At 45.7% G+C, this 19,159-nt stretch carries 19 protein-coding genes; 8 read left to right on the forward strand and 11 right to left on the reverse strand.

Features of this window, described 5'->3' with window-relative positions:
• Position 1: 1 nt before the first annotated feature.
• The 9 genes from NA59_RS02670 to NA59_RS14180 all read right to left on the reverse strand — a co-directional run bounded on the left by NA59_RS02670 (position 2) and on the right by NA59_RS14180 (position 10,485).
• Positions 2-394, reverse strand: coding sequence for a MerR family transcriptional regulator (locus NA59_RS02670; protein ID WP_044407503.1), 393 nt, complete (start codon positions 392-394; stop codon positions 2-4).
• A 5-nt stretch (positions 395-399) separates the two neighbouring features.
• Positions 400-690, reverse strand: coding sequence for an integration host factor subunit alpha (locus NA59_RS02675; protein WP_044407507.1), 291 nt, complete (start codon positions 688-690; stop codon positions 400-402).
• Between the two features lie 40 nt (positions 691-730).
• A complete protein-coding gene (gene pheT / locus NA59_RS02680) occupies positions 731-3,109 on the reverse strand; it encodes a phenylalanine--tRNA ligase subunit beta (RefSeq protein WP_044407509.1) in 2,379 nt (792 codons plus the stop codon).
• Positions 3,110-3,208: 99 nt separating this feature from the next.
• The gene (pheS, locus tag NA59_RS02685; protein ID WP_044407512.1) at positions 3,209-4,207 is read right to left on the reverse strand and encodes a phenylalanine--tRNA ligase subunit alpha; all 999 of its coding nucleotides are present in this window, start codon (positions 4,205-4,207) and stop codon (positions 3,209-3,211) included.
• 135 nt (positions 4,208-4,342) lie between these two features.
• A complete protein-coding gene (gene rplT / locus NA59_RS02690) occupies positions 4,343-4,699 on the reverse strand; it encodes a 50S ribosomal protein L20 (RefSeq protein ID WP_044407515.1) in 357 nt (118 codons plus the stop codon).
• 16 nt (positions 4,700-4,715) lie between these two features.
• Positions 4,716-4,913, reverse strand: a complete 198-nt coding sequence (gene rpmI, locus NA59_RS02695) for a 50S ribosomal protein L35 (RefSeq protein WP_029935855.1) — start codon at positions 4,911-4,913, stop codon at positions 4,716-4,718.
• A 183-nt stretch (positions 4,914-5,096) separates the two neighbouring features.
• Entirely contained in the window at positions 5,097-5,654 is a 558-nt protein-coding gene (gene infC / locus NA59_RS02700) for a translation initiation factor IF-3 (RefSeq protein ID WP_044407644.1), read from the reverse strand.
• A 25-nt stretch (positions 5,655-5,679) separates the two neighbouring features.
• Positions 5,680-7,614, reverse strand: coding sequence for a threonine--tRNA ligase (thrS, locus tag NA59_RS02705; protein ID WP_044407537.1), 1,935 nt, complete (start codon positions 7,612-7,614; stop codon positions 5,680-5,682).
• 69 nt (positions 7,615-7,683) lie between these two features.
• Positions 7,684-10,485, reverse strand: coding sequence for a response regulator (locus NA59_RS14180; RefSeq protein ID WP_198401035.1), 2,802 nt, complete (start codon positions 10,483-10,485; stop codon positions 7,684-7,686).
• Positions 10,486-10,702: 217 nt separating this feature from the next.
• Here NA59_RS14180 and NA59_RS02715 point away from each other — a divergent pair, with 217 nt between their 5' ends.
• The 6 genes from NA59_RS02715 to mvaD are packed head-to-tail and all read left to right on the forward strand — an operon-like array spanning position 10,703 to position 17,056.
• A complete protein-coding gene (locus NA59_RS02715) occupies positions 10,703-11,746 on the forward strand; it encodes a hydroxymethylglutaryl-CoA reductase (protein WP_044407540.1) in 1,044 nt (347 codons plus the stop codon).
• 2 nt (positions 11,747-11,748) lie between these two features.
• Positions 11,749-12,798 carry a type 2 isopentenyl-diphosphate Delta-isomerase gene (fni, locus tag NA59_RS02720; RefSeq protein WP_044407543.1) on the forward strand — a complete coding sequence of 350 codons (1,050 nt, stop codon included), beginning with the start codon at positions 11,749-11,751 and terminating at the stop codon, positions 12,796-12,798.
• Positions 12,795-13,961 (forward strand): hydroxymethylglutaryl-CoA synthase, encoded by a 1,167-nt coding sequence (locus tag NA59_RS02725; protein WP_044407545.1) that lies wholly within the window; start codon positions 12,795-12,797, stop codon positions 13,959-13,961. Before fni ends, NA59_RS02725 begins: the two co-directional genes overlap by 4 nt.
• Before the next feature lie 4 nt (positions 13,962-13,965).
• Positions 13,966-15,102 carry a mevalonate kinase family protein gene (locus tag NA59_RS02730; RefSeq protein WP_044407548.1) on the forward strand — a complete coding sequence of 379 codons (1,137 nt, stop codon included), beginning with the start codon at positions 13,966-13,968 and terminating at the stop codon, positions 15,100-15,102.
• A complete protein-coding gene (locus tag NA59_RS02735; protein WP_052501414.1) occupies positions 15,095-16,042 on the forward strand; it encodes a mevalonate kinase family protein in 948 nt (315 codons plus the stop codon). Before NA59_RS02730 ends, NA59_RS02735 begins: the two co-directional genes overlap by 8 nt.
• A gap of 27 nt (positions 16,043-16,069) precedes the next feature.
• Positions 16,070-17,056, forward strand: coding sequence for a diphosphomevalonate decarboxylase (mvaD, locus tag NA59_RS02740; RefSeq protein ID WP_232504017.1), 987 nt, complete (start codon positions 16,070-16,072; stop codon positions 17,054-17,056).
• A 475-nt stretch (positions 17,057-17,531) separates the two neighbouring features.
• On the opposite strand, the gene NA59_RS02745 is transcribed toward mvaD, so the two are convergent.
• Positions 17,532-17,744: a hypothetical protein gene (locus NA59_RS02745; RefSeq protein WP_198401036.1), complete on the reverse strand. Its 213-nt coding sequence runs from the start codon at positions 17,742-17,744 to the stop codon at positions 17,532-17,534.
• Between the two features lie 270 nt (positions 17,745-18,014).
• On the opposite strand from NA59_RS02745, the gene NA59_RS02750 reads away from it, so the two are divergent.
• Together NA59_RS02750 and NA59_RS02755 are read left to right on the forward strand one after the other, a co-directional pair.
• Positions 18,015-18,257 (forward strand): type II toxin-antitoxin system Phd/YefM family antitoxin, encoded by a 243-nt coding sequence (locus tag NA59_RS02750; RefSeq protein ID WP_044407554.1) that lies wholly within the window; start codon positions 18,015-18,017, stop codon positions 18,255-18,257.
• 5 nt (positions 18,258-18,262) lie between these two features.
• Positions 18,263-18,526 (forward strand): Txe/YoeB family addiction module toxin, encoded by a 264-nt coding sequence (locus NA59_RS02755; RefSeq protein WP_044407557.1) that lies wholly within the window; start codon positions 18,263-18,265, stop codon positions 18,524-18,526.
• Positions 18,527-18,829: 303 nt separating this feature from the next.
• On the opposite strand, the gene NA59_RS02760 is transcribed toward NA59_RS02755, so the two are convergent.
• Positions 18,830-19,159, reverse strand: a 330-nt coding sequence (locus NA59_RS02760; protein WP_044407560.1) for an IS66 family transposase, incomplete at its 5' end; no start/stop codon positions are given.

The following is a 19,159-nucleotide window of genomic DNA, read 5'->3' on the forward strand; positions in this document are numbered from 1 at the left end:
CCTAGTAAGATTGTTGAAGATAATCCTTAAAAGCCGCAAGCTCCTCTTTAATTATCTGTATTTCATGGTCATTTGCAACACAAAAGCGAGAAGAAAGCGTTTTGACAGGTGGCGTTAGATCTTGTGAACGGGATGTAGTTTGTGACAAACGTGCTTTGGCGCCCGAAATAGTAAACCCTTGATCATGCAACAGCGTTTTAATTTCAAGCAATAAAACCAAATCTTCTTTTTGATAGTAACGCCGACCCCGGCGCTTATTCGGATTAAGTTGTGGAAACACCTGTTCCCAATAACGCAGCACGTGGGACTTAAGCTGACACATTTCACTCACTTCACCAATCGTGTAGTATTTCTTGTCAGGGATATCCAGATCCCACGGCGGCACATTAACCATCTTAACTATTCACGGCTATCCACTTGCGCTCGAAGCTTTTGGCCAGGTTTAAAGGTTACCACACGTCTAGCCATAATCGGCACTTCCTCACCTGTTCTCGGGTTACGCCCTGGGCGCGAATTTTTATCACGCAACTCAAAATTTCCAAACCCAGAAATTTTAACGCATTCGCCGCCCACTAAAACATCAATCATTTCTTCAAAAAACTGTTCCACCAAATCTTTCGATTCGCGTTTATTAAAGCCGTATTTATCAGATAAGGTTTCTGAAATTTCTGCCTTGGTTAGGGTTGCCATTACTCGATTTCCTTTCACTATTTAATGTTTAATTCTAACACTATCGCAACTGTGCATTAAGTGTTTGCTTGACGTTCTGAACAATCGCATCAATCAAGCTATCGACTTCATCATCTAACAAGGTGCGATCATGATGTTGAATTCTTAAGCTTAATGCGACACTCTTGTGCGTTTCCAATACACCTTGACCTTGATAAATATCAAAAACCTGCACGTCCTGCAACAAACCGCCTTCATGATGACGAATACAATCCACTAAAGATTTAACCGGCATGCTCCGCTCAACAACAAAGGCCAAGTCACGCTGCACCTCTGGGAACTTTGAAATCCCGGTCACCTTTGGCACCTGCATGGTTAACAAGCTATCCATAAAGATTTGAAACATAAATACGCCGCCATTGACACCAAATGGCTTTTGCCATTGTGGGTGCAGTTGGCCCATGATGCCAATAGGCTGATCACCCAGCATAATCGCGGCACACTGACCAGGGTGAAACTCCGGTGACTGACTTGCTTCGAAATGCACACGTCCATGCAGATGACTCATCGCCAATAGATTTTCAACATCACCTTTCAAGTCATAAAAATCAACCTTACGCGCCGCATCCGCCCAGCCAGCAGGGTAAACATCGCCCGCGATTAACCCACCTATCACCGCCGTCTGCTGTATTTGCTCACCTTCTAAACTAAACGTCAAACCTGTTTCAAAAATACGCACACGATTCTGTTGACGTTTTTGGTTATAACCAAGCGTTTGCAACAAGCCTGGAAATAACGACGTACGCATCGCTTTCATGTCCTCAGAAATTGGATTTTTCAACAATACATACGGAATTTCGGGGGAAAGTTTTTGTAAGGCGGCCTCTTCAACAAACGAATAGGTAATGACCTCCTGATAACCCCGTTGCAACATCGCCTGTCGAAGCATATGCGTGTCCTGCTCTGACTCCGGTAAAGCTTTTAAACTTAATGGCATCCCGACTTGACTATCGGGTAAATTGTTATAACCGTAAATACGCGCGACTTCTTCAATCAAATCAACTTCGATTTGCATATCAAAACGATAAGAAGGCGCCTGTACCTGCCAGCCTTCAGCCACGTCGCTCACCTGACAGCCTAAACGGCTTAGTACATCGCGCACAAAACCCTCTTCAATCGATGCGCCTAACAATTGGTGTAAGCGTTGACGACGCAACAAAATCTCGGCCGCTTCTGGCATCGCGTCATCATTCACTACTTGCACCCAATCAGAAATCTGGCCGCCGGCAATCTCAGTAAATAACTGCAATGCACGCGATAATGCACGCTCAGGCAACAACGGATCCACCCCACGTTCAAAACGGTGAGACGAATCCGTATGCAAACCATATTGACGCGCCTTACCAACAATCGCCAAAGGTGAAAAGTGCGCACACTCAAAAAACAAACGAGAGGTATCATCGCTCACCGATGTTGACAGTCCGCCCATCACACCCGCCAACGCAATCGCACCCGAATCATCAGCAATCACTAACGTTTGCGCATTAAGTTTTAATGCTTTCTCATCCAGGGTGACAAGCGATTCATTTTCTTTTGCATGGCGAACTTGCAGCGTTCCAACTAATTTATCGGCATCAAACGCATGCATAGGCTGGCCTAATTCCAATAGCACATAATTGGTGATATCGACCGTCAAACTAATCGCACGCACACCCGAACGCGCTAAACGACGCACCATCCAATCCGGTGTTTGTGCAGTTTTATCATACCCCTCAACCACGCAACCTAAATATTTAGGACAAGCCTGAGAATCTACAACCTCAACCGCTTGTGGGCAAACACCTTGTGTTGAAACACTTTTTAACTCAAAGGGTTGCTTAAACGCCGCTCCGCTAACTAGCGCCACTTCACGCGCTAAACCTTCGACACTCAAACAATCTGCACGATTAGGTGTCAAATCAACATCAATCATCACATCATCGAGCTGTAAATAGTCACGAATAGCCACACCAATCGGCGCATCCTCCGCTAAGACCATTAAGCCATCATAATCCTGCTCTAAACCTATCTCTGTACCCGAGCACAGCATCCCAGAGGAGGCAACACCACGCAACTTCGCCTTTTTAATTTTAAAATCACCCGGCAATTTAGCACCGACCAACGCACAAGGCACTTTCATCCCAACCACGACATTGGGCGCACCACACACAATTTGTAACGGCGCATCCGCCCCGACATCCACCTGTGTGACGTTTAACTTTTCAGCATCAGGGTGCTTTTCAACCTGCACAACCTGGGCAACCACCACCCCACTAAAAGCAGGCGCAACGAGCTCAACATCATCAACCTCTAGTCCGGCAAGGCTTAATGCCTCCGACAACATCACTGTATCCCAATCTGGATTGACCCACGTTCTTAACCACTGTTCACTTACTTTCATTTTTGAATAACTCAATCATTTAGTCTAAATTTGGCACAAATCACAACCAGGCCTGGCTGTGATTGTAATAATTTTGGTGCACTGCTATCACTTCGTTCACTATTTAAACTGCTTTAAAAAGCGCAGATCGTTCTCGAAGAACTGACGTAAATCCTTCACACCATAACGCAACATCGCCAAGCGCTCGACACCTAAACCAAACGCAAGCCCCGTATACTCTTCAGGATCAATACCCACGTTCTGCAACACATTCGGATGCACCATGCCACAGCCCAGCACTTCAACCCAACGCCCCTCTCCAAATAAATCCGTGGCAATATCGACTTCCGCAGAAGGTTCGGTAAACGGAAAATAAGAAGGCCTAAACCGCGTCTTTAGGTGTTCATCTTCAAAGAAATGACGTAAGAAATCGGTTAATAAATTCATTAGCTGGGCAAAATTAGCATTTTTTTCAACAATCAACCCCTCTACCTGATGAAACATGGGGGTATGGGTTTGATCTGAATCACAACGATAAACGCGCCCCGGCGCAATGATCCGTATTGGCGGCTTATTGTTTTCCATGATACGTATCTGTACACCGGACGTATGGGTGCGCAATACAGTAGACTCATCAACATAAAATGTATCATGCATCGCGCGCGCAGGATGGGTTTCTGGAATATTTAATGCGCCAAAATTATGCCAGTCATCCTCAATCTCCGGCCCTGTTGCCACCTCAAAACCCGCACGCGCAAACAGGGTTTCAATTCTGCGCAAGGTACGTGTAACAGGATGCAAGCCACCCAGGTCCACACGCCGCCCTGGCAAGGTGACATCCACTGACTCCTGTGCCAATTTTTCGGCTAGTTTGGCCGCCTCTAAATGCGATTTTTTTTCAGTCAAAAACTGCTGAATAGCTTGTTTTGCATCATTAATTAATTGTCCAGCCACCGGCCTTTCTTCCGCTGACAACTGACCTAAAGTCTTCATTAGCTGGGTAACTTGCGCTTTTTTACCCAAAAACTCAACACGCAACTGCTCAAGAGCAGGTAGGTCTTGGACGGTTGAAATTTTCACTTTTACTTGTTCAAGCAGATCTTGCAGGGTGGATTGCATGGTTTATTCCTAGCTAGCTAAATAGTATTGATAAGCTGTTTGTGGTTTTACGAAATTTATGCAACAAACAGTTTAGCAATAGTATTTGACAAAAAAGGGGCTTACGCCCCTTCCAAATCAAGGTAAAACTCGATATTACGCTAAAGCAGCTTTTGCTTTTTCAGCGATGGTTGCAAAAGCAACAGCATCATGAACTGCAATATCAGACAATACTTTACGGTCAACCATTACACCCGCTTTGCTCAAACCATTAATAAAACGGCTATAAGTCATACCATTAATACGTGCTGCCGCATTGATACGCGCAATCCACAGACGACGGAATTGACGTTTTCTCTGACGACGGTCACGGTATGCATACTGACCTGCCTTAATAACAGCTTGGTTAGCCGTAGTAAATTGCTTGCGACGGGCACCGTAGTAACCTTTCGCGGCTTTCATTACTTTTTTGTGCGCTGCACGGGCCGTAACGCCTCTTTTAACTCTTGCCATGTTTCAAACTCCTTGACTATAAGTACGGTAACATACGACGAACCATAGCCACATCGTGGTCATGGATCATGTTAGGCGCACGCAACTGACGCTTACGCTTGGTTGATTTTTTAGTCAGGATATGACGCAAGTGAGCTTGCTTACACTTGAAACGGCCTGATCCAGTTTTTTTGAAGCGCTTAGCCGCGCCACTATGAGATTTAATTTTTGGCATGTCAAACTCCGCATTTGGATAATTAACCAGTATGATTAAGTATCTGCCTTTTAAACAAACGACTACTTATATTAAGTAATCAGTCGGAACAACGAACAGCACTGAGGGAGCTGCACCAGTCAATACATCGCACTAAGACCATGTAGAGCCGATTGTTGTAGCGATAAACGATTGGATTAGAATCTATTTACCTTTTTTTGTTGGCGCGATCATCATTTGCATCTGACGACCTTCCATCTTAGGTTCTTGTTCAACGGACGCAACGTCCTGAACATCCTCTTTGATACGATCCAACATCTTCATTCCCAGTTCCTTATGAGTAATCTCACGTCCACGAAACCAAATGGTTACTTTGACGCGATCACCCTGTTCTAGAAAACGCATCAGGTTGCGAAGCTTGACCTGATAGTCCCCATCCTCAGTTCCTGGGCGAAATTTCACTTCTTTAACTTGCACTTGCTTTTGATTTTTCTTCGCTTCGTGCTGTTTTTTCTGTTGCTGATAAACAAACTTACCATAGTCCATTATTCGGCAAACAGGAGGTTCTGCTTTCGCTGCAATCTCAACAAGATCAAGACCGACTTCTATGGCTTGGGCTAAAGCCTGTTTTGTTGGCACAACGCCAACTTGTTCACCGTCTTGATCAATGAGTCGAACTTCTTTAGCCGTAATAGCCTCATTGATATTGTCTTTAGGTGCTTCTGGTTGTTGTGGTCTTGGACGACCTCTTCTTACAGCGATAGTTTTATCCTCCGAACTAATTCTTCTACTGCGCAATGCCCTGGTTTCTGCCTAAGCAAGAAATGTCTCGCATCAACAAATCCATTAATGCCTCAAAGCTATAACTTCCAAGGTTATCACCATTACGCGCTCTTACATTCACGCTACCATCCTGCACCTCTTGATCACCTGCGACCAAGATATAAGGCACACGTTGCATAGTATGTTCACGAATTTTAAACCCAACCTTCTCATTTCTCAAGTCTGTTTCGACTCTAAACCCCTGTTTTTTCAGTTTTTCTGCAAATTGAACCACATATTCGCTATGGGTTTGTGAAATGGGGGCTAAAACCAGCTGTACTGGCGCCAGCCAAGTTGGGAATTTTCCTTCATAATGTTCTATTAAAATACCCACAAAACGCTCAAGCGAACCCAAAATAGCACGATGTATCATCACAGGATGATGCTTTTCATTATCCTGTCCTACATACACCGCATCTAAACGGTCCACATGCGTCATCGAAAAATCGAGCTGAATAGTACCGCACTGCCAGACGCGCCCAATACAATCCTTTAAACTAAATTCAATTTTCGGACCATAAAACGCGCCTTCACCAGGCTGCAACTCATAACTTAGGCCCGCATCTTTTAAGGTTTGCTCCAACGCTTGCTCTGCCTGATCCCAAATTGCATCGGAGCCTACCCGTTTCTCTGGGCGCGTTGAAAACTTCACCTCTATATGTTCAAAGCCAAAGTCCGCATAGGTTTGATAAACCAAATCAATACACCCCTGCACCTCCGCTTTTACCTGATCTGGCGTACAAAAGATATGTGCATCATCCTGTGTAAACGAACGCACGCGCATCAGACCGTGCAAAGTACCAGAGGCCTCATTCCGGTGCACCGTACCGAACTCCGCTACACGCACAGGTAAATCACGGTAACTGTGAAGCTGACGGTTATAAACCATAATATGCCCTGGGCAATTCATCGGCTTCACCGCATAATCACGATGCTCCGTATGCGTGGTAAACATATTATCTTTGAACTTATCCCAATGCCCTGATTTCTCCCACAAAATACGATCCATGATAAAAGGGGTGCGAATTTCCTCATAATCATGATAACGCAACTGCTCACGCATATAATCTTCGACAACACGGTACAGCATGGTGCCCTTAGGGTGCCAAAATGCCATACCGGGCGCAATATCTTCAATATGAAATAAATCTAATAACTTACCTAGCTTACGATGATCACGTTTTTCTGCCTCTTCCATCATCGTCAAATAGGCATCTAAATCCTGTTTAGAAGCAAAAGCGACACCATAAATACGCTGAAGCATTTTGTTTTTTGAATCGCCGCGCCAGTAAGCCCCCGCCAGATGGGTTAGCTTGAAAGCTTTAATATGTGACATATTTGGTACATGCGGCCCGCGACACATATCAACATATTCTTCATGATGATACAAACCGAAGGCTGTTTCATCTGGCAAATCAGCCACTAACTCAAGTTTATAATCTTCTTGGCGTGCTTTAAATATATCAATAACTTGCTCACGAGGTGTCATCACCTTGCTGACCAAATAACCGGTTTTAGCCAGTTTTTTCATTCTTGCTTCGAGTGCAATCAGATCTTCAGGCGTTAAAGAAATCGGCGTATCGACATCGTAATAAAAGCCATTATCAATCACTGGACCGATCGCCATTTTCGCTTCAGGATGCAATTGCTTTAATGCATGCCCTAACAAATGCGCACAAGAATGGCGCATAATATGCAAACCATCTTGATCTTTTAGCGTAATAATCTGCAAATCAGCGTCATCAATGATTAAATCACAGGCATCCACCAAGCGACCGTTGACTCGGCCAGCTATTGTGGCCTTGGCTAAGCCCGCGCCAATATCTTGCGCCACCTGCATCACAGACACAGGACTATCGAAATTTCTTTTTGAACCATCAGGTAGAGTAATGACCGGCATAACGCTCTCACAACCAAGTTAAAATTTAAAAATAAGCGCATGATTATAGCATAGCGATAACAAAGCGCTTTAATCTTTATGGTAAAAATCTGCTAACGTCTGATATAAAGTGGCCGGATTAATCGGTTTTGTAATATGCCCCACCATCCCTAGCTTCTGACAACGCTGCTGCTCTTCAATCATGGCATGCGCTGTCATCGCGACAATAGGCAACGCATCATAACGTGATTGTGACTTAATCTCTGTCGTTGCGGTATAACCATCCATGACAGGCATTTGTAAATCCATCAGCACCAAATCAAATGCTTGCGCGCCCTTTTGCTCAAGGATATCCAAAGCCTTCTGCCCATTTTCCGCTAGCGTGACCACGACCTTTTTAGCTTCTAATAGTTTACGTGCCAACAACTGATTAACCAGATTATCTTCAACCAATAAGATACGCATGCCTTCAATATTGACACTATCGACCTCTTCTTTTCTATCCTTCACGGGTGTCTTTTTCGCCAGTATATCTTCAATATCCTTAGGCATCAAAGGCTTCATCATCACACGCTTCGCACCTAACTGCACCGCTTTCTGGTGAAGCTGGTCGGAGTCAAACGCTGACACCACAATCAACTCAGGCTGGCGAATAGACAGCTTTGCAATTTCGCACAATAATTGATCGCCATCCATCCCCGGCATCACCCAATCGACGAAACAATAATCAAAATCATCACCACGAGACAAGCGTGCCAAGGCTTTTTCACCCGAATCGACCGACTCAACTTTAATCCCATACAACCCAAGCATCTCACTCATCACTTGACGCGCCGCCAACTGATTATCAACCACCAGCGCACGCAACCCAGAACCATCCACCCTCACGGGCAAACTGCTCGCTTCAAACGGCTTAGCTACACCCAACGTAACCGTAAATCCAAAACACGAACCCTTACCGACTTCACTTTCAACTTGAATCTTGCCGCCCATTAACTCAACTAATTTTAGTGAAATAGTTAAGCCTAAACCCGTCCCGCCAAAACGTCGTGTTGTTGAATTATCTGCCTGATTAAACTCCTGAAACAGGTTAGCCATCTGCGCCTCAGTCATTCCAATCCCTGTGTCCTCAACCACAAAGCGTAACGATATACTCGCAGGCGAACACTGTGCATCAACCGACACAATATCAACAGAAGAACGCACATAACCCTGCTCTGTAAATTTAACTGCATTCGACAATAAATTCGTTAACACCTGACTCAAGCGTAAAGGATCCCCTTCAAAATGCGTATACACCTTAATCAACTGTTGATTCTTAACATCCAGCAACAACTCAATACCCTTTTCACCCGCCTTCTGTCGCACCATCACCAGCGCATTGCTCAACACATCCTGTAAATTAAAATCCACCTTTTCCAGCTGCAACTTACCTGCTTCAACTTTTGAGAAGTCAAGGATATCATTGATAATACCCAGCAAAGACTGCCCTGCACCATGAATCTTATTCACATAATCGTATTGGCGCTCATCCAAGTCTGTTTTCAAGGCTAAATACGCCATGCCAATAATCGCATTCATTGGCGTTCGAATTTCATGACTCATGTTAGCTAAAAACATCGACTTGGCTTTACTCGCTTCAGTCAACTGCATATGGGTATTTTTCAAATCCGCTACCGCCGCATTTAACCCGCGCTGCAACTCCGCTAAATCCCCCTGATAAACACCCTGCATCTTGCGTTCAAAGTCACCATTCGCGGTAGATGAAATAGTCTTATTTGCCTCACGCAACGCCTCAGCCCAGCAAGTTAAGAGACTATTAAAACTACGCTGCATCTGACCAAACTCATCCTGCCTACTGCATTCAACGGTTTTATCAAACCGCCCCTGGCGCATTAAGTCCGTCATCATACCGGTCATGCCCCGCAAAGGCTTAATCACCCTTTGACGCACATCCCACAGAAGCACCAAAGTTAATAGCAGCAAAATTAATAAAATAGCCAAGTTAATATTGATCAATGAACTTTTCATCGCCGCAACCTGCTCAAGCACAGGCGCCGCATCCAACATTAAAATATTACGCCCAATTTGGATACCATTATTATCAACAACCGGTGCAACCACAACAATCTTGTCCTCAATCAGCATCGGCCCCACGCCAGTCTTAATGCGCGCCCAAATCGAGGCCACAAACGCCGCATCCTCCTCTTCAAACCAATCGTTGTGCGCAACAAGCTGGCCAGGCGCAATCTCTCTATTACCTTGATAAGCCCGAGGCAACACACCTTGGGTTCTGGCCGACACCGCCTCTTCATCAATCACCATCACCCAATCAATACCTTGTTCCTTTAAAACACGTACAACCGAACCGACACCTTGGGTTAATGAAATCAACCCCACCATCTCATCCATATGATACACCGGCACAAAACCAACAATACCGACCCCGGCATTACCCACACCAAACGACGCCATTGCCCGTGCTTCTTTTAACACACGAGCACCCAAGGGGTGCGGAGCGGGCGCACCGTAAAATTCCAAATCCCATGAACGTGCCAATATGATACGCTCTAAACTTACTACCTGTGCCGTTACACAGCGGAAATCAGAAACCCGAGCATAATCTTCACGCATTTCCGACAAAGCCGACACCATCAAAGAACGATCATTAAAAAACAACCCCTCTTTAATGCGCATATCTCTTGCAATCGAACTGCCCATACTGATTACAGACTCCTCTTTCGACTCTAAACGCAAAGCTAACTCCCTCAAAGCTAACTCAGCGGACTGGTTAAACGCCTTATCCGTTTCAGGCGCGACCGTTGTATAATAAAAGGTTGCACTAATACCCAACATAATTAACAAGGTAGCAAGCAGGGATCTTAAAATCATGGAATTAAACAAAGATTGGGAAATGGTATTTTTGATTTGCGCGAGGAACATTTGAGCTCTACCCTGAAATAGTAAGTAATATTATTTTTTGCTAAATAGAAGCTAATTCTACCATTTACTCGAAGCCTAAGCACTTTGAATTAACGCCGCCGACTCATCCAACTTGTTTGAAATGTTTTTTTCTTTGTTTAAAACATTCTCGTTTATAATAGCAATCATGAAAAATATACCAAACACCCTTGCCCAGATCCCTATGCAATCTGTAGGGCCCTTTAAATTAATTGGCGACATCGACACCGATAACCTAATGGTACCGATGGCGACCTATGAAACCCCCTTATGGCCATCGGTGGCGCGTGGGGCACGAACGACCGCCCATGCGGGCGGTATACGCGTAACACTGATTGATGAACGTATGACACGCTCCATTCTGCTGCAAGCCGACAATGCAGGGTGCGCGCTGCAAACCATGCGTGCCTTACAAAAACGCCTGCCTGACATGCAGGCTATTATTAGCCGAACCAGCCGATTTGCGCAACTAATAGACACGCACTTTCAAATTATTGGCAACCTGATTTACTTACGCCTTGAGTTCACTACTGGCGATGCGTCAGGTCATAATATGGCAACACAAGCCGCCGACCAGCTATTTCCTTGGATACTCGCCCAGTACCCATCCCTGCGCTATGTCTCCATTTCTGCCAACTTCTGTACCGACAAAAAAGTGTCAGCGGTAAACGGTATTCTTGGGCGAGGTAAAAATGTGGTTTGCGAAACCACTATTTCAGCTAAACTCTGCCAGCGCTTCCTCAAAACCACGCCCCACGCACTGGTTGACCTGCACATAAAAAAAGACCTCATCGGTTCGATTGTGTCCGGCGGGCTTCGCACTGCCAATGCCCACGTGGCCAATATGCTATTGGGATTCTATCTAGCTACAGGCCAAGATGCGGCCAATATTGTTGAAGGCTCACAAGCGATTAACCATGCTGAAGTCACGCCAGAAGGTGCACTCTATTTCTCAACCAGCCTACCCAACTTAATTGTAGGCACCGTAGGAAATGGCAAGGGATTAGATTTTGTGCAACAAAACCTAGAACAACTCGGCTGTGCCAACCCGAATGCGAAACCCGGCGATAACGCCCGACGCCTAGCCTGCATCGCTGCCGCCACCGCACTATGTGGCGAACTCTCACTACTGGCGGCGCAAACCAATCCAGGTGAATTAATGGCGGCTCACCTCAAACTTGAAAGACAATAAATGTGACCCCGCATCCGCTTATCACCCAACGCAAACAAGACCATATCAACGCACTGCTCGATGACCCACAAATAGAACGTGCGACAACCGGCTTTGACCAGATCCAACTGATTCACCGGGGCCTACCCGAATTGGACTTCGCCAAACTGGACACCCAAACATCGCTTTTTGACAAGCCACTTAGCTTCCCACTACTTATTTCGTCCATGACCGGTGGTGCCGCTGAAAACTTGGCCCAGATTAATCAAAACCTTGCCGAAGCCGCCGAAATATGCCAGGTAGCCCTAGCGGTCGGCTCTCAACGCGCGATGATTGAAGACCCCCGCGCTAAAGCCAGCTTTAACCTGCGCCGTTATGCCCCCAGTACCCCCTTGCTCGCCAATATCGGCGCGGTACAACTTAACAAGGGGTATGGCGTTGAACAGGCAAAGATAGCCGTAGACTGCCTAGAGGCGGATGCACTGATCCTTCACCTTAACCCGCTACAAGAACTCATTCAACCGGAAGGCGACCATGACTTTGCCGGCTTAGCTGACAAAATCAACCAACTCGCGCAGCAGCTGCCCGTGCCTATTATATTAAAAGAAGTCGGTTGCGGACTGTCGGCGGCCGATATTGAACTGGGCTTGGCCGCAGGTATTCGTTATTTTGATCTGGCCGGTCGTGGGGGGACCTCTTGGAGCCGAATTGAAGCGCATCGTGCCCAATCTGAATTAGGCATCCTGTTTCAGGACTGGGGACTCACCACCCCACAAGCCCTGCAACAAGCACGTACTTACCAGTCTCGCGCCTGTTTTTTTGCATCCGGCGGTATTCGCAATGGCATTGACATGGTGAAATCAGTTATAATGGGCGGCTATGTTTGCGGGGTAGCTGCGCCATTGTTGCGTCCTGCAATGCGTAACACAGCAGATGTAGTTGACAAAATTCAACAACTTAAACACGAATTTAAATTGGCACAATTTTTACTAGGTGCGCCAAATATTGAATCGCTATTTTTAAATGATGCGCTTATTTTACGCGCCCCAAGCGGAAAACATACCTATTCATGAAAGTCGGCATAGATCTTATTCACTTTGCGACCTCTGATTTTTATCTCGGGTTAGATTTGTTTGCGTTGGAAAAAAACCAAGACCTAAACAAATATCTGGTTGGCATAGGTCAGGAGAAAATGTCGATTGCGCCGCCTGATGAAGACATTGTTACGCTCTCGGCTAAAGCCGCCGAACCGATTTTAAACCAAATCGAGCGTCACAAAATTAGCGCGGTACTCTTTGCGACCGAGTCGGGGGTTGATCAGTCAAAGTCAGCGGGCGCCTTTGTGCATAGCCTACTCAACCTATCAAATCGTTGTCGGGTGATTGAATTAAAACACGCCTGCTATGCAGGCGCGGCCGCGCTGCAAATGGCCGTGAACATGGTCAAGGTCAACCCCAAAGAAGAAGTATTAGTGATTGCCGCCGATATTGCCCGCTATGACCTCAACACTTCAGGCGAAGCAACCCAAGGTTGCGGTGCCGTAGCGATGCTTGTGCGACAAGCGCCGCGTATCTTAGAAGTGGAACCTGGCTCTGGCTACTACACTGAAGATGTAATGGATTTTTGGCGCCCCAACTACCGCGAAACGGCATTGGTAGATGGCAAATACTCCACCAAGGTTTATCTCAGCAGCCTCAAGCAGGCCTGGTTACATTTTACTGAAGAAACAGGCAAAAAAATGTCTGATATTCATCAGTTCTGCTACCACATCCCCTTTACCAAAATGGCTGAAAAAGCGCATAAACAGCTGATTAAAATCACTCAAACACAACAAACTGAAGCCGACACCCTTGAACAAATCAAGGCCAGCCAAATTTACAATCGCATTGTGGGCAATAGCTATAGTGCCTCATTATTTGTTGGTTTTTGCTCCCTCCTTGATCATGCGCACAACCTAGCCAATCATCGCGTTGGGTTTTTTAGTTATGGTTCTGGCTGTGTAGCCGAGTTCTTCACAGGCATCATCCAACCTGGCTACCAATCCTACCTAATGACAGACAGCCATCAAGCGCAGATTGAGCAGCGCCAACCCTTAAGTTACAACCAATACCTTGCGTTTTACCACCAAACAGAACCTAATCAAGACAATATTGAGTTTGCAACGCATCACACAGGTCCTTTCCGCCTGAGTGCGATTAAAGACCACAAACGCATCTATATTAAAACGCAGGATTAAAGCCATGAGGCTGCGATCCACAGCGCCAGCAAAACTGATTCTGAGTGGCGAGCATGCTGTGGTCTATGGTCAACCCGCGCTCAGTTTAGCGCTTGATTTACCCACCCAATGCCTAGTTGATTTTGAATACGCCCATCAACCTTGCTTCACCCTTAAACTCAGCGATTATTCGCTTGAAAAACAGCTAGATTTCAACCAGGCCTGGTTAGAAACCCAACAAATTGAGCAACGTTTTTCGCAGTTTCTTAAAAACCAAATACCCATTAACGCCGTCTGCCAAACACCGTTTGATTTAATTTTATTATGTCTTTCGCACTTCAACCAATTTCATCCACTGCAACCAGGTCACTGGCAAATTCAGATTCAATCTCAAGCATGGCGTGGGCGCGGCTTAGGCAGCTCAGCCGCGGTGATTTTAAGTCTGTTGCGAGGATTATTTTGCGCCCATAAAATAAATGACGACATAAATGACGACATAAATGACAGCAAAACCCCAAATGACAACAAAAACCTAAATGAAAACAATACATTACGGCGTATTAGCCAAGCGCTTGAATGCTATCAGCATGGACAATCCAGCGGCATTGATCCAGCCACCCTACTATCCAAGGGCTTAATTCGTTATCAGCGCCATCAGCCGATTGTAGCACTCGATTCAAGCCCACAATCCTTTTGGTTGATTGACACAGGCGAACCTGCCAGCTCTACTGGCGAATCTGTGCAACAAGTGAAAACCGACTATGCCCAGCATCCAACCCTATGGCACAAATTTGCCGACTGCACCGAGAAAATGCAAACCGCTTGGCTAAATCAAAATAACCATGCCATCGCGCAGACCCTATCAGCCAACCAACAACTACTAGAACAAATTGGTGTAGTGCCTAAACCTGTGCAAGACTTTATTGCACGGCTAAAAAGCCAAACAGCCATGGTGGCGAAGGTTTGTGGTGCAGGAAGCGTGCGCGGCGACAAAGCCGGCGTTTTACTGGCCTACCATCCAATGAGCAATTCACCAACCAACCCAGCGACAACACCCAATACTGAAGACCAACTGAAACAATTCTGTAAATTGGCTGGCTATCATTTGCAACAGGTCAACACCAGCACAAAGGGCGTGCAATGTGAGCTACTCGATGCCTAAAATTAATCAGTTCATATCCAGCGCCCCCGCCAACACCTTATTAATGGGTGAGCATAGCGTGGTCTACGGACAACCGGCGCTAGTTGTCGCCTTGCCGCCACGCATTAAGATTCACTGGCAAGCGCGTGATGACCAGATAATTGAAATACAATCCAGCCTTGCGCATTACCGCAATCCGCTTTCACAGCTCGATGACCATCCCCAATTGCGTTTTGTGCTGGCGGCACTGCGCCTATTCCAGCCCCAGTTAACCACAGGCTGGACACTAAAAATTGACAGCGAATTTCCATCGGATTGGGGGCTAGGAAGCTCTGCCGCTGTTTTGGCCGCCTGCCTTGTGGCACTCGAAAAAATAACCCACCAAGACTCAAACCTGCCAAACCTTTCTTTATGGCAGCGCTTTCGGCTAGGCCATCAGATCATTCAACAAGTACAAGGACGCGGTTCAGGCGCAGACTTGGCCGCGAGCTTGGCGGGGGGCGGCGTTTTATTTGATCCCAGTCAACAACTTATTGAACCACTCGGCATAACCCATCCACTCTGTCTTGTATACAGTGGCTACAAAACCCCGACACCCGAGGTATTGGCATGGGTGGCCGAGCAATGGCAACACCGACCCGATCAACTTAACTCGCTTTATCAAGCGATGGGCGACACAACTCGTCAGGCTTACCAAGCCCTAAAGCAAAATAACTGGACACAATTTTACAGTCAGGTGGACCATTATCAAGGGCTAATGCAACAACTAGGGGTTAGTGATCCAACACTTGAGCAAATTCACCAACAACTCAAGCGCAGCCTGCCAGCCGCAAAAATCTCAGGATCTGGGTTGGGTGATTGTGTTCTCGGCTTTGGTCATATTAACCACCAAATAAATCACCCATTACTTAACACTGAGATAAGCCACTCAGGTGCGTATTGCCAAGCCGTTCAGGCATAAACAAAATCGAAGAACATGAATATGAACATGACAAAACAACAAATTATTAATCAACTCATTCCCCACCTGCAACCCGCCAAGCTGCAAGCTAAGGGCGAAGCGGACGTTAATATTGCGCTAAGTAAATACTGGGGGAAACGTCAAACTGAACTCAACCTACCGACCAATTCAAGTCTATCCATTGGGTTACCCGGCTTAGGAACAAAAACACAACTTACACTGATTGAAGCAGAGCACAACCAGGCCTGGTTAAATAATCAGCTTTTAGCGCCAGACAATCCTTTCAGCCAGCGACTTGACAACTACCTAGCCCCCTTTCAGCCCAGTGGCTTGAAGTTCAAACTGCAAACCCAAAATACTGTACCCACCGCCGCTGGCCTTGCCTCCTCGGCCTCAGGCTATGCCGCATTGGCCTTAGCCCTTAATGACTTATTTGATTGGCAGCTTGACCCAGCCTCCCTCTCAATACTAGCCAGAATGGGTAGCGGTAGCGCCAGCCGCTCAATTTACCAAGGCTTCGCACTATGGCATAAGGGTGAAAGAGAAGACGGCATGGACAGTGTGGCGCAAGGCTTATCACACACTTGGCCAGGCTTTTCAATTGGGTTAGTGAAAATAGATGTCAATCAAAAACCGATTGGCTCAACAGCGGGAATGCAACAAACTGTAAAACACTGTGAACTCTACCAGGCCTGGCCAGCCCAAGCCGAACGACAAGTTAAACTGATTCAGCAAGCGATTGAGCAACGTGATTTTACGCGACTCGGCGAAACGGCTGAACACAATGCCTTATCAATGCATGCCACCATGATGGCCACTTGGCCACCGATACTCTACTGGCAAGCCGAATCCGTGAGTGCAATGCAAAAAATTTGGCAACTACGCCAACAAGGCATCGAAGTTTACTTCACGATGGATGCCGGCCCAAACCTAAAGCTGTTGTTTCTAGCAGAAAACAAAAAGGCCATCGAAACGGCCTTTGAGAATATAACCATTATCCAACCTTTTGGTTAGACCCACCAAGCACACAAGTTAAACACATAACATCCGTTAACCCGGATATTTCATAAAAATCCGGGCTAATAAATAACTACCACTAATAAAACAGCTTAGGTCATAGCGAGGCCGAATGCATTGGCATGGGCAAAAACGTAAATTTTCTATACCTGAAACAGCCACGCATAGCGCCACCGCCATTAAGTTAAAAAAATGGTCATTGCGAGGAGCGCAGCGACGCGGCAATCTTTCAAGGGCGTGCACCGTCTGCAAGAAATTGCCACGGCCTTCAGCCTCGCAATGACCCATTTCTTTTACCCAGAACCGTCATCCTGCGCGAAGTCGCAGGATGACGGATTTCTAACTGCTGGCCGCCAATTAAAACCGCCACATCCGATTGCCCCACAATCTTGACATTGGTGATTATCAAACACACGATGATCCAACTGTTCACCGATTTTAGCACCAGCTAATCCACCCGTACCCGCACCGATTAAAGCCCCATCATCGCACCAACCAAACTCCCTAACTCAATACCTGGTGGTCCACCAATCATACCAAGAGTAGCGCCGGTTTTAGCACCACCCAATGCTCCTACGGCACCTGAAGCACTGCCAGCAATCATGCCGGCACTGCCACCCACCTTGCGTCCCATATTGCGTTGAATAACATGATGAGAGCCACATTTCGGACAATAAATAGACATACCTGTCTCCTTTAAAAAATAATAATTTGAGTAGATAAATTGAATAAAAATAAGTCGAATAAAAATGAATATTTTGCTGTATAGCCTATCAAACGATCCCGTTAAAAATGAACACAAATACTATTACACTAAAGCCATTTAAACACTCTTTTCTGGCGGTTACATTTGCAGATTAAACCTAAACCCATCAATAAGCCAATCCAGTGTTGCTTATTAATAAACACCCTGCTAGAATCTGTACGTAATAGCGTACGACAAGGATACATCCGCATGACAACACTCAATAGCTCCGAAGCCCGATCTCACTTCTACGGCTTATTAGCGCAAGTAAATGACTCACATCAACCTGTAACCATTACAGGCAAAAATGGCAATGCCGTATTAATCTCTGAATCAGATTGGCAGGCCATCAATGAAACCCTATACCTTCTAAATATACCCGGCATGCGAGAATCGATTATTGAAGGCATGAACACCCCTCTGGACGCGTGTCACGAGCAATTGGATTGGTAGATGATATGAGTTGGACACTGGTTTATACCAAGCAAGCTCAAAAAGATGCCAAAAAACTAGCCGCCAGCGGCCTTAAACCACAAGCAAAAAAGTTATTAGACATCTTGCACATTAATCCCTATCAAACTCCACCTCGCTATGAGAAATTAGTGGGCGACTTAAATGGTGCCTATTCAAGACGCATCAATATTCAACATCGTATTGTTTACCAAGTATTAGAAAGTGATAAAACGGTTAAGATATTGCGACTTTGGACACACTATGAATGATCTGATTATTGATTGTTTTTCTATCATTATTTTTTAAACAGATTGGTGAGACATCACTTATCTAACTTATTGATTAAAAACAGATTAAAATACATGCAGGAAGATACCTTAGAGCCCATTTAAGCCTCGCTGCGACGACTTTGGGTCAAATGGATCTATTGCAATTGTAAGTGATTTATTTAGCCTTTAATAGCATGAATGAGAGCCACATTTAGGACAATAAATAGACATACCTGTCTCCTTTAGAAAAATAATTTGAATAGATAAATTGAATGAAAATGGTAACTATTCACCCCATACAAGCTACTCATCTTGATTGGGCGTGATAGCCTCCGCCATGAAAGGAAGTGGCTCTCCCTTAAAAAGCGATGTCATCGCCTCTGAACTCGTGAGGCCTTGTTTCGTTGCCGTTGATAAATAACTTCGGACACGACACAGGATATTTGCACCACCCATTGATCGAAAACAGCCTGATACTTTCTGGTGAACCTTAAGCATGCGGATATCGCGCTCACCTTGATTATTGGTAAACGGGGCATTGGGGTCTTCTAAAAACCGAAGCACATCTGCTTCATAGCACCTTAACCTTTCAAGCAGATTGCGTGATTTTGAGCGTTTTAATTTACCGCGTTT

The sequence above is a fragment of the Thiomicrospira microaerophila genome, assembly GCF_000934765.1.
In the GTDB taxonomy this organism is placed as follows: Bacteria; Pseudomonadota; Gammaproteobacteria; order Thiomicrospirales; family Thiomicrospiraceae; genus Thiomicrospira; species Thiomicrospira microaerophila.

What these genes read in the sequence shown, in the direction of transcription:
- pheT (WP_044407509.1), bottom strand. Translation starts at nt 3,109, where the DNA reads ATGAAAGTAAGTGAACAGTGGTTAAGAACGTGGGTCAATCCAGATTGG.
- NA59_RS02715 (WP_044407540.1), top strand. Translation starts at nt 10,703, where the DNA reads ATGAAAAATATACCAAACACCCTTGCCCAGATCCCTATGCAATCTGTA.
- rplT (WP_044407515.1), bottom strand. Translation starts at nt 4,699, where the DNA reads ATGGCAAGAGTTAAAAGAGGCGTTACGGCCCGTGCAGCGCACAAAAAA.
- NA59_RS02745 (WP_198401036.1), bottom strand. Translation starts at nt 17,744, where the DNA reads ATGTCTATTTATTGTCCGAAATGTGGCTCTCATCATGTTATTCAACGC.
- NA59_RS02670 (WP_044407503.1), bottom strand. Translation starts at nt 394, where the DNA reads ATGGTTAATGTGCCGCCGTGGGATCTGGATATCCCTGACAAGAAATAC.
- NA59_RS02725 (WP_044407545.1), top strand. Translation starts at nt 12,795, where the DNA reads ATGAAAGTCGGCATAGATCTTATTCACTTTGCGACCTCTGATTTTTAT.
- mvaD (WP_232504017.1), top strand. Translation starts at nt 16,070, where the DNA reads ATGACAAAACAACAAATTATTAATCAACTCATTCCCCACCTGCAACCC.
- pheS (WP_044407512.1), bottom strand. Translation starts at nt 4,207, where the DNA reads ATGCAATCCACCCTGCAAGATCTGCTTGAACAAGTAAAAGTGAAAATT.
- NA59_RS02750 (WP_044407554.1), top strand. Translation starts at nt 18,015, where the DNA reads ATGACAACACTCAATAGCTCCGAAGCCCGATCTCACTTCTACGGCTTA.
- NA59_RS14180 (WP_198401035.1), bottom strand. Translation starts at nt 10,485, where the DNA reads ATGATTTTAAGATCCCTGCTTGCTACCTTGTTAATTATGTTGGGTATT.
- rpmI (WP_029935855.1), bottom strand. Translation starts at nt 4,913, where the DNA reads ATGCCAAAAATTAAATCTCATAGTGGCGCGGCTAAGCGCTTCAAAAAA.
- NA59_RS02735 (WP_052501414.1), top strand. Translation starts at nt 15,095, where the DNA reads ATGCCTAAAATTAATCAGTTCATATCCAGCGCCCCCGCCAACACCTTA.
- thrS (WP_044407537.1), bottom strand. Translation starts at nt 7,614, where the DNA reads ATGCCGGTCATTACTCTACCTGATGGTTCAAAAAGAAATTTCGATAGT.
- NA59_RS02730 (WP_044407548.1), top strand. Translation starts at nt 13,966, where the DNA reads ATGAGGCTGCGATCCACAGCGCCAGCAAAACTGATTCTGAGTGGCGAG.
- NA59_RS02675 (WP_044407507.1), bottom strand. Translation starts at nt 690, where the DNA reads ATGGCAACCCTAACCAAGGCAGAAATTTCAGAAACCTTATCTGATAAA.
- NA59_RS02755 (WP_044407557.1), top strand. Translation starts at nt 18,263, where the DNA reads ATGAGTTGGACACTGGTTTATACCAAGCAAGCTCAAAAAGATGCCAAA.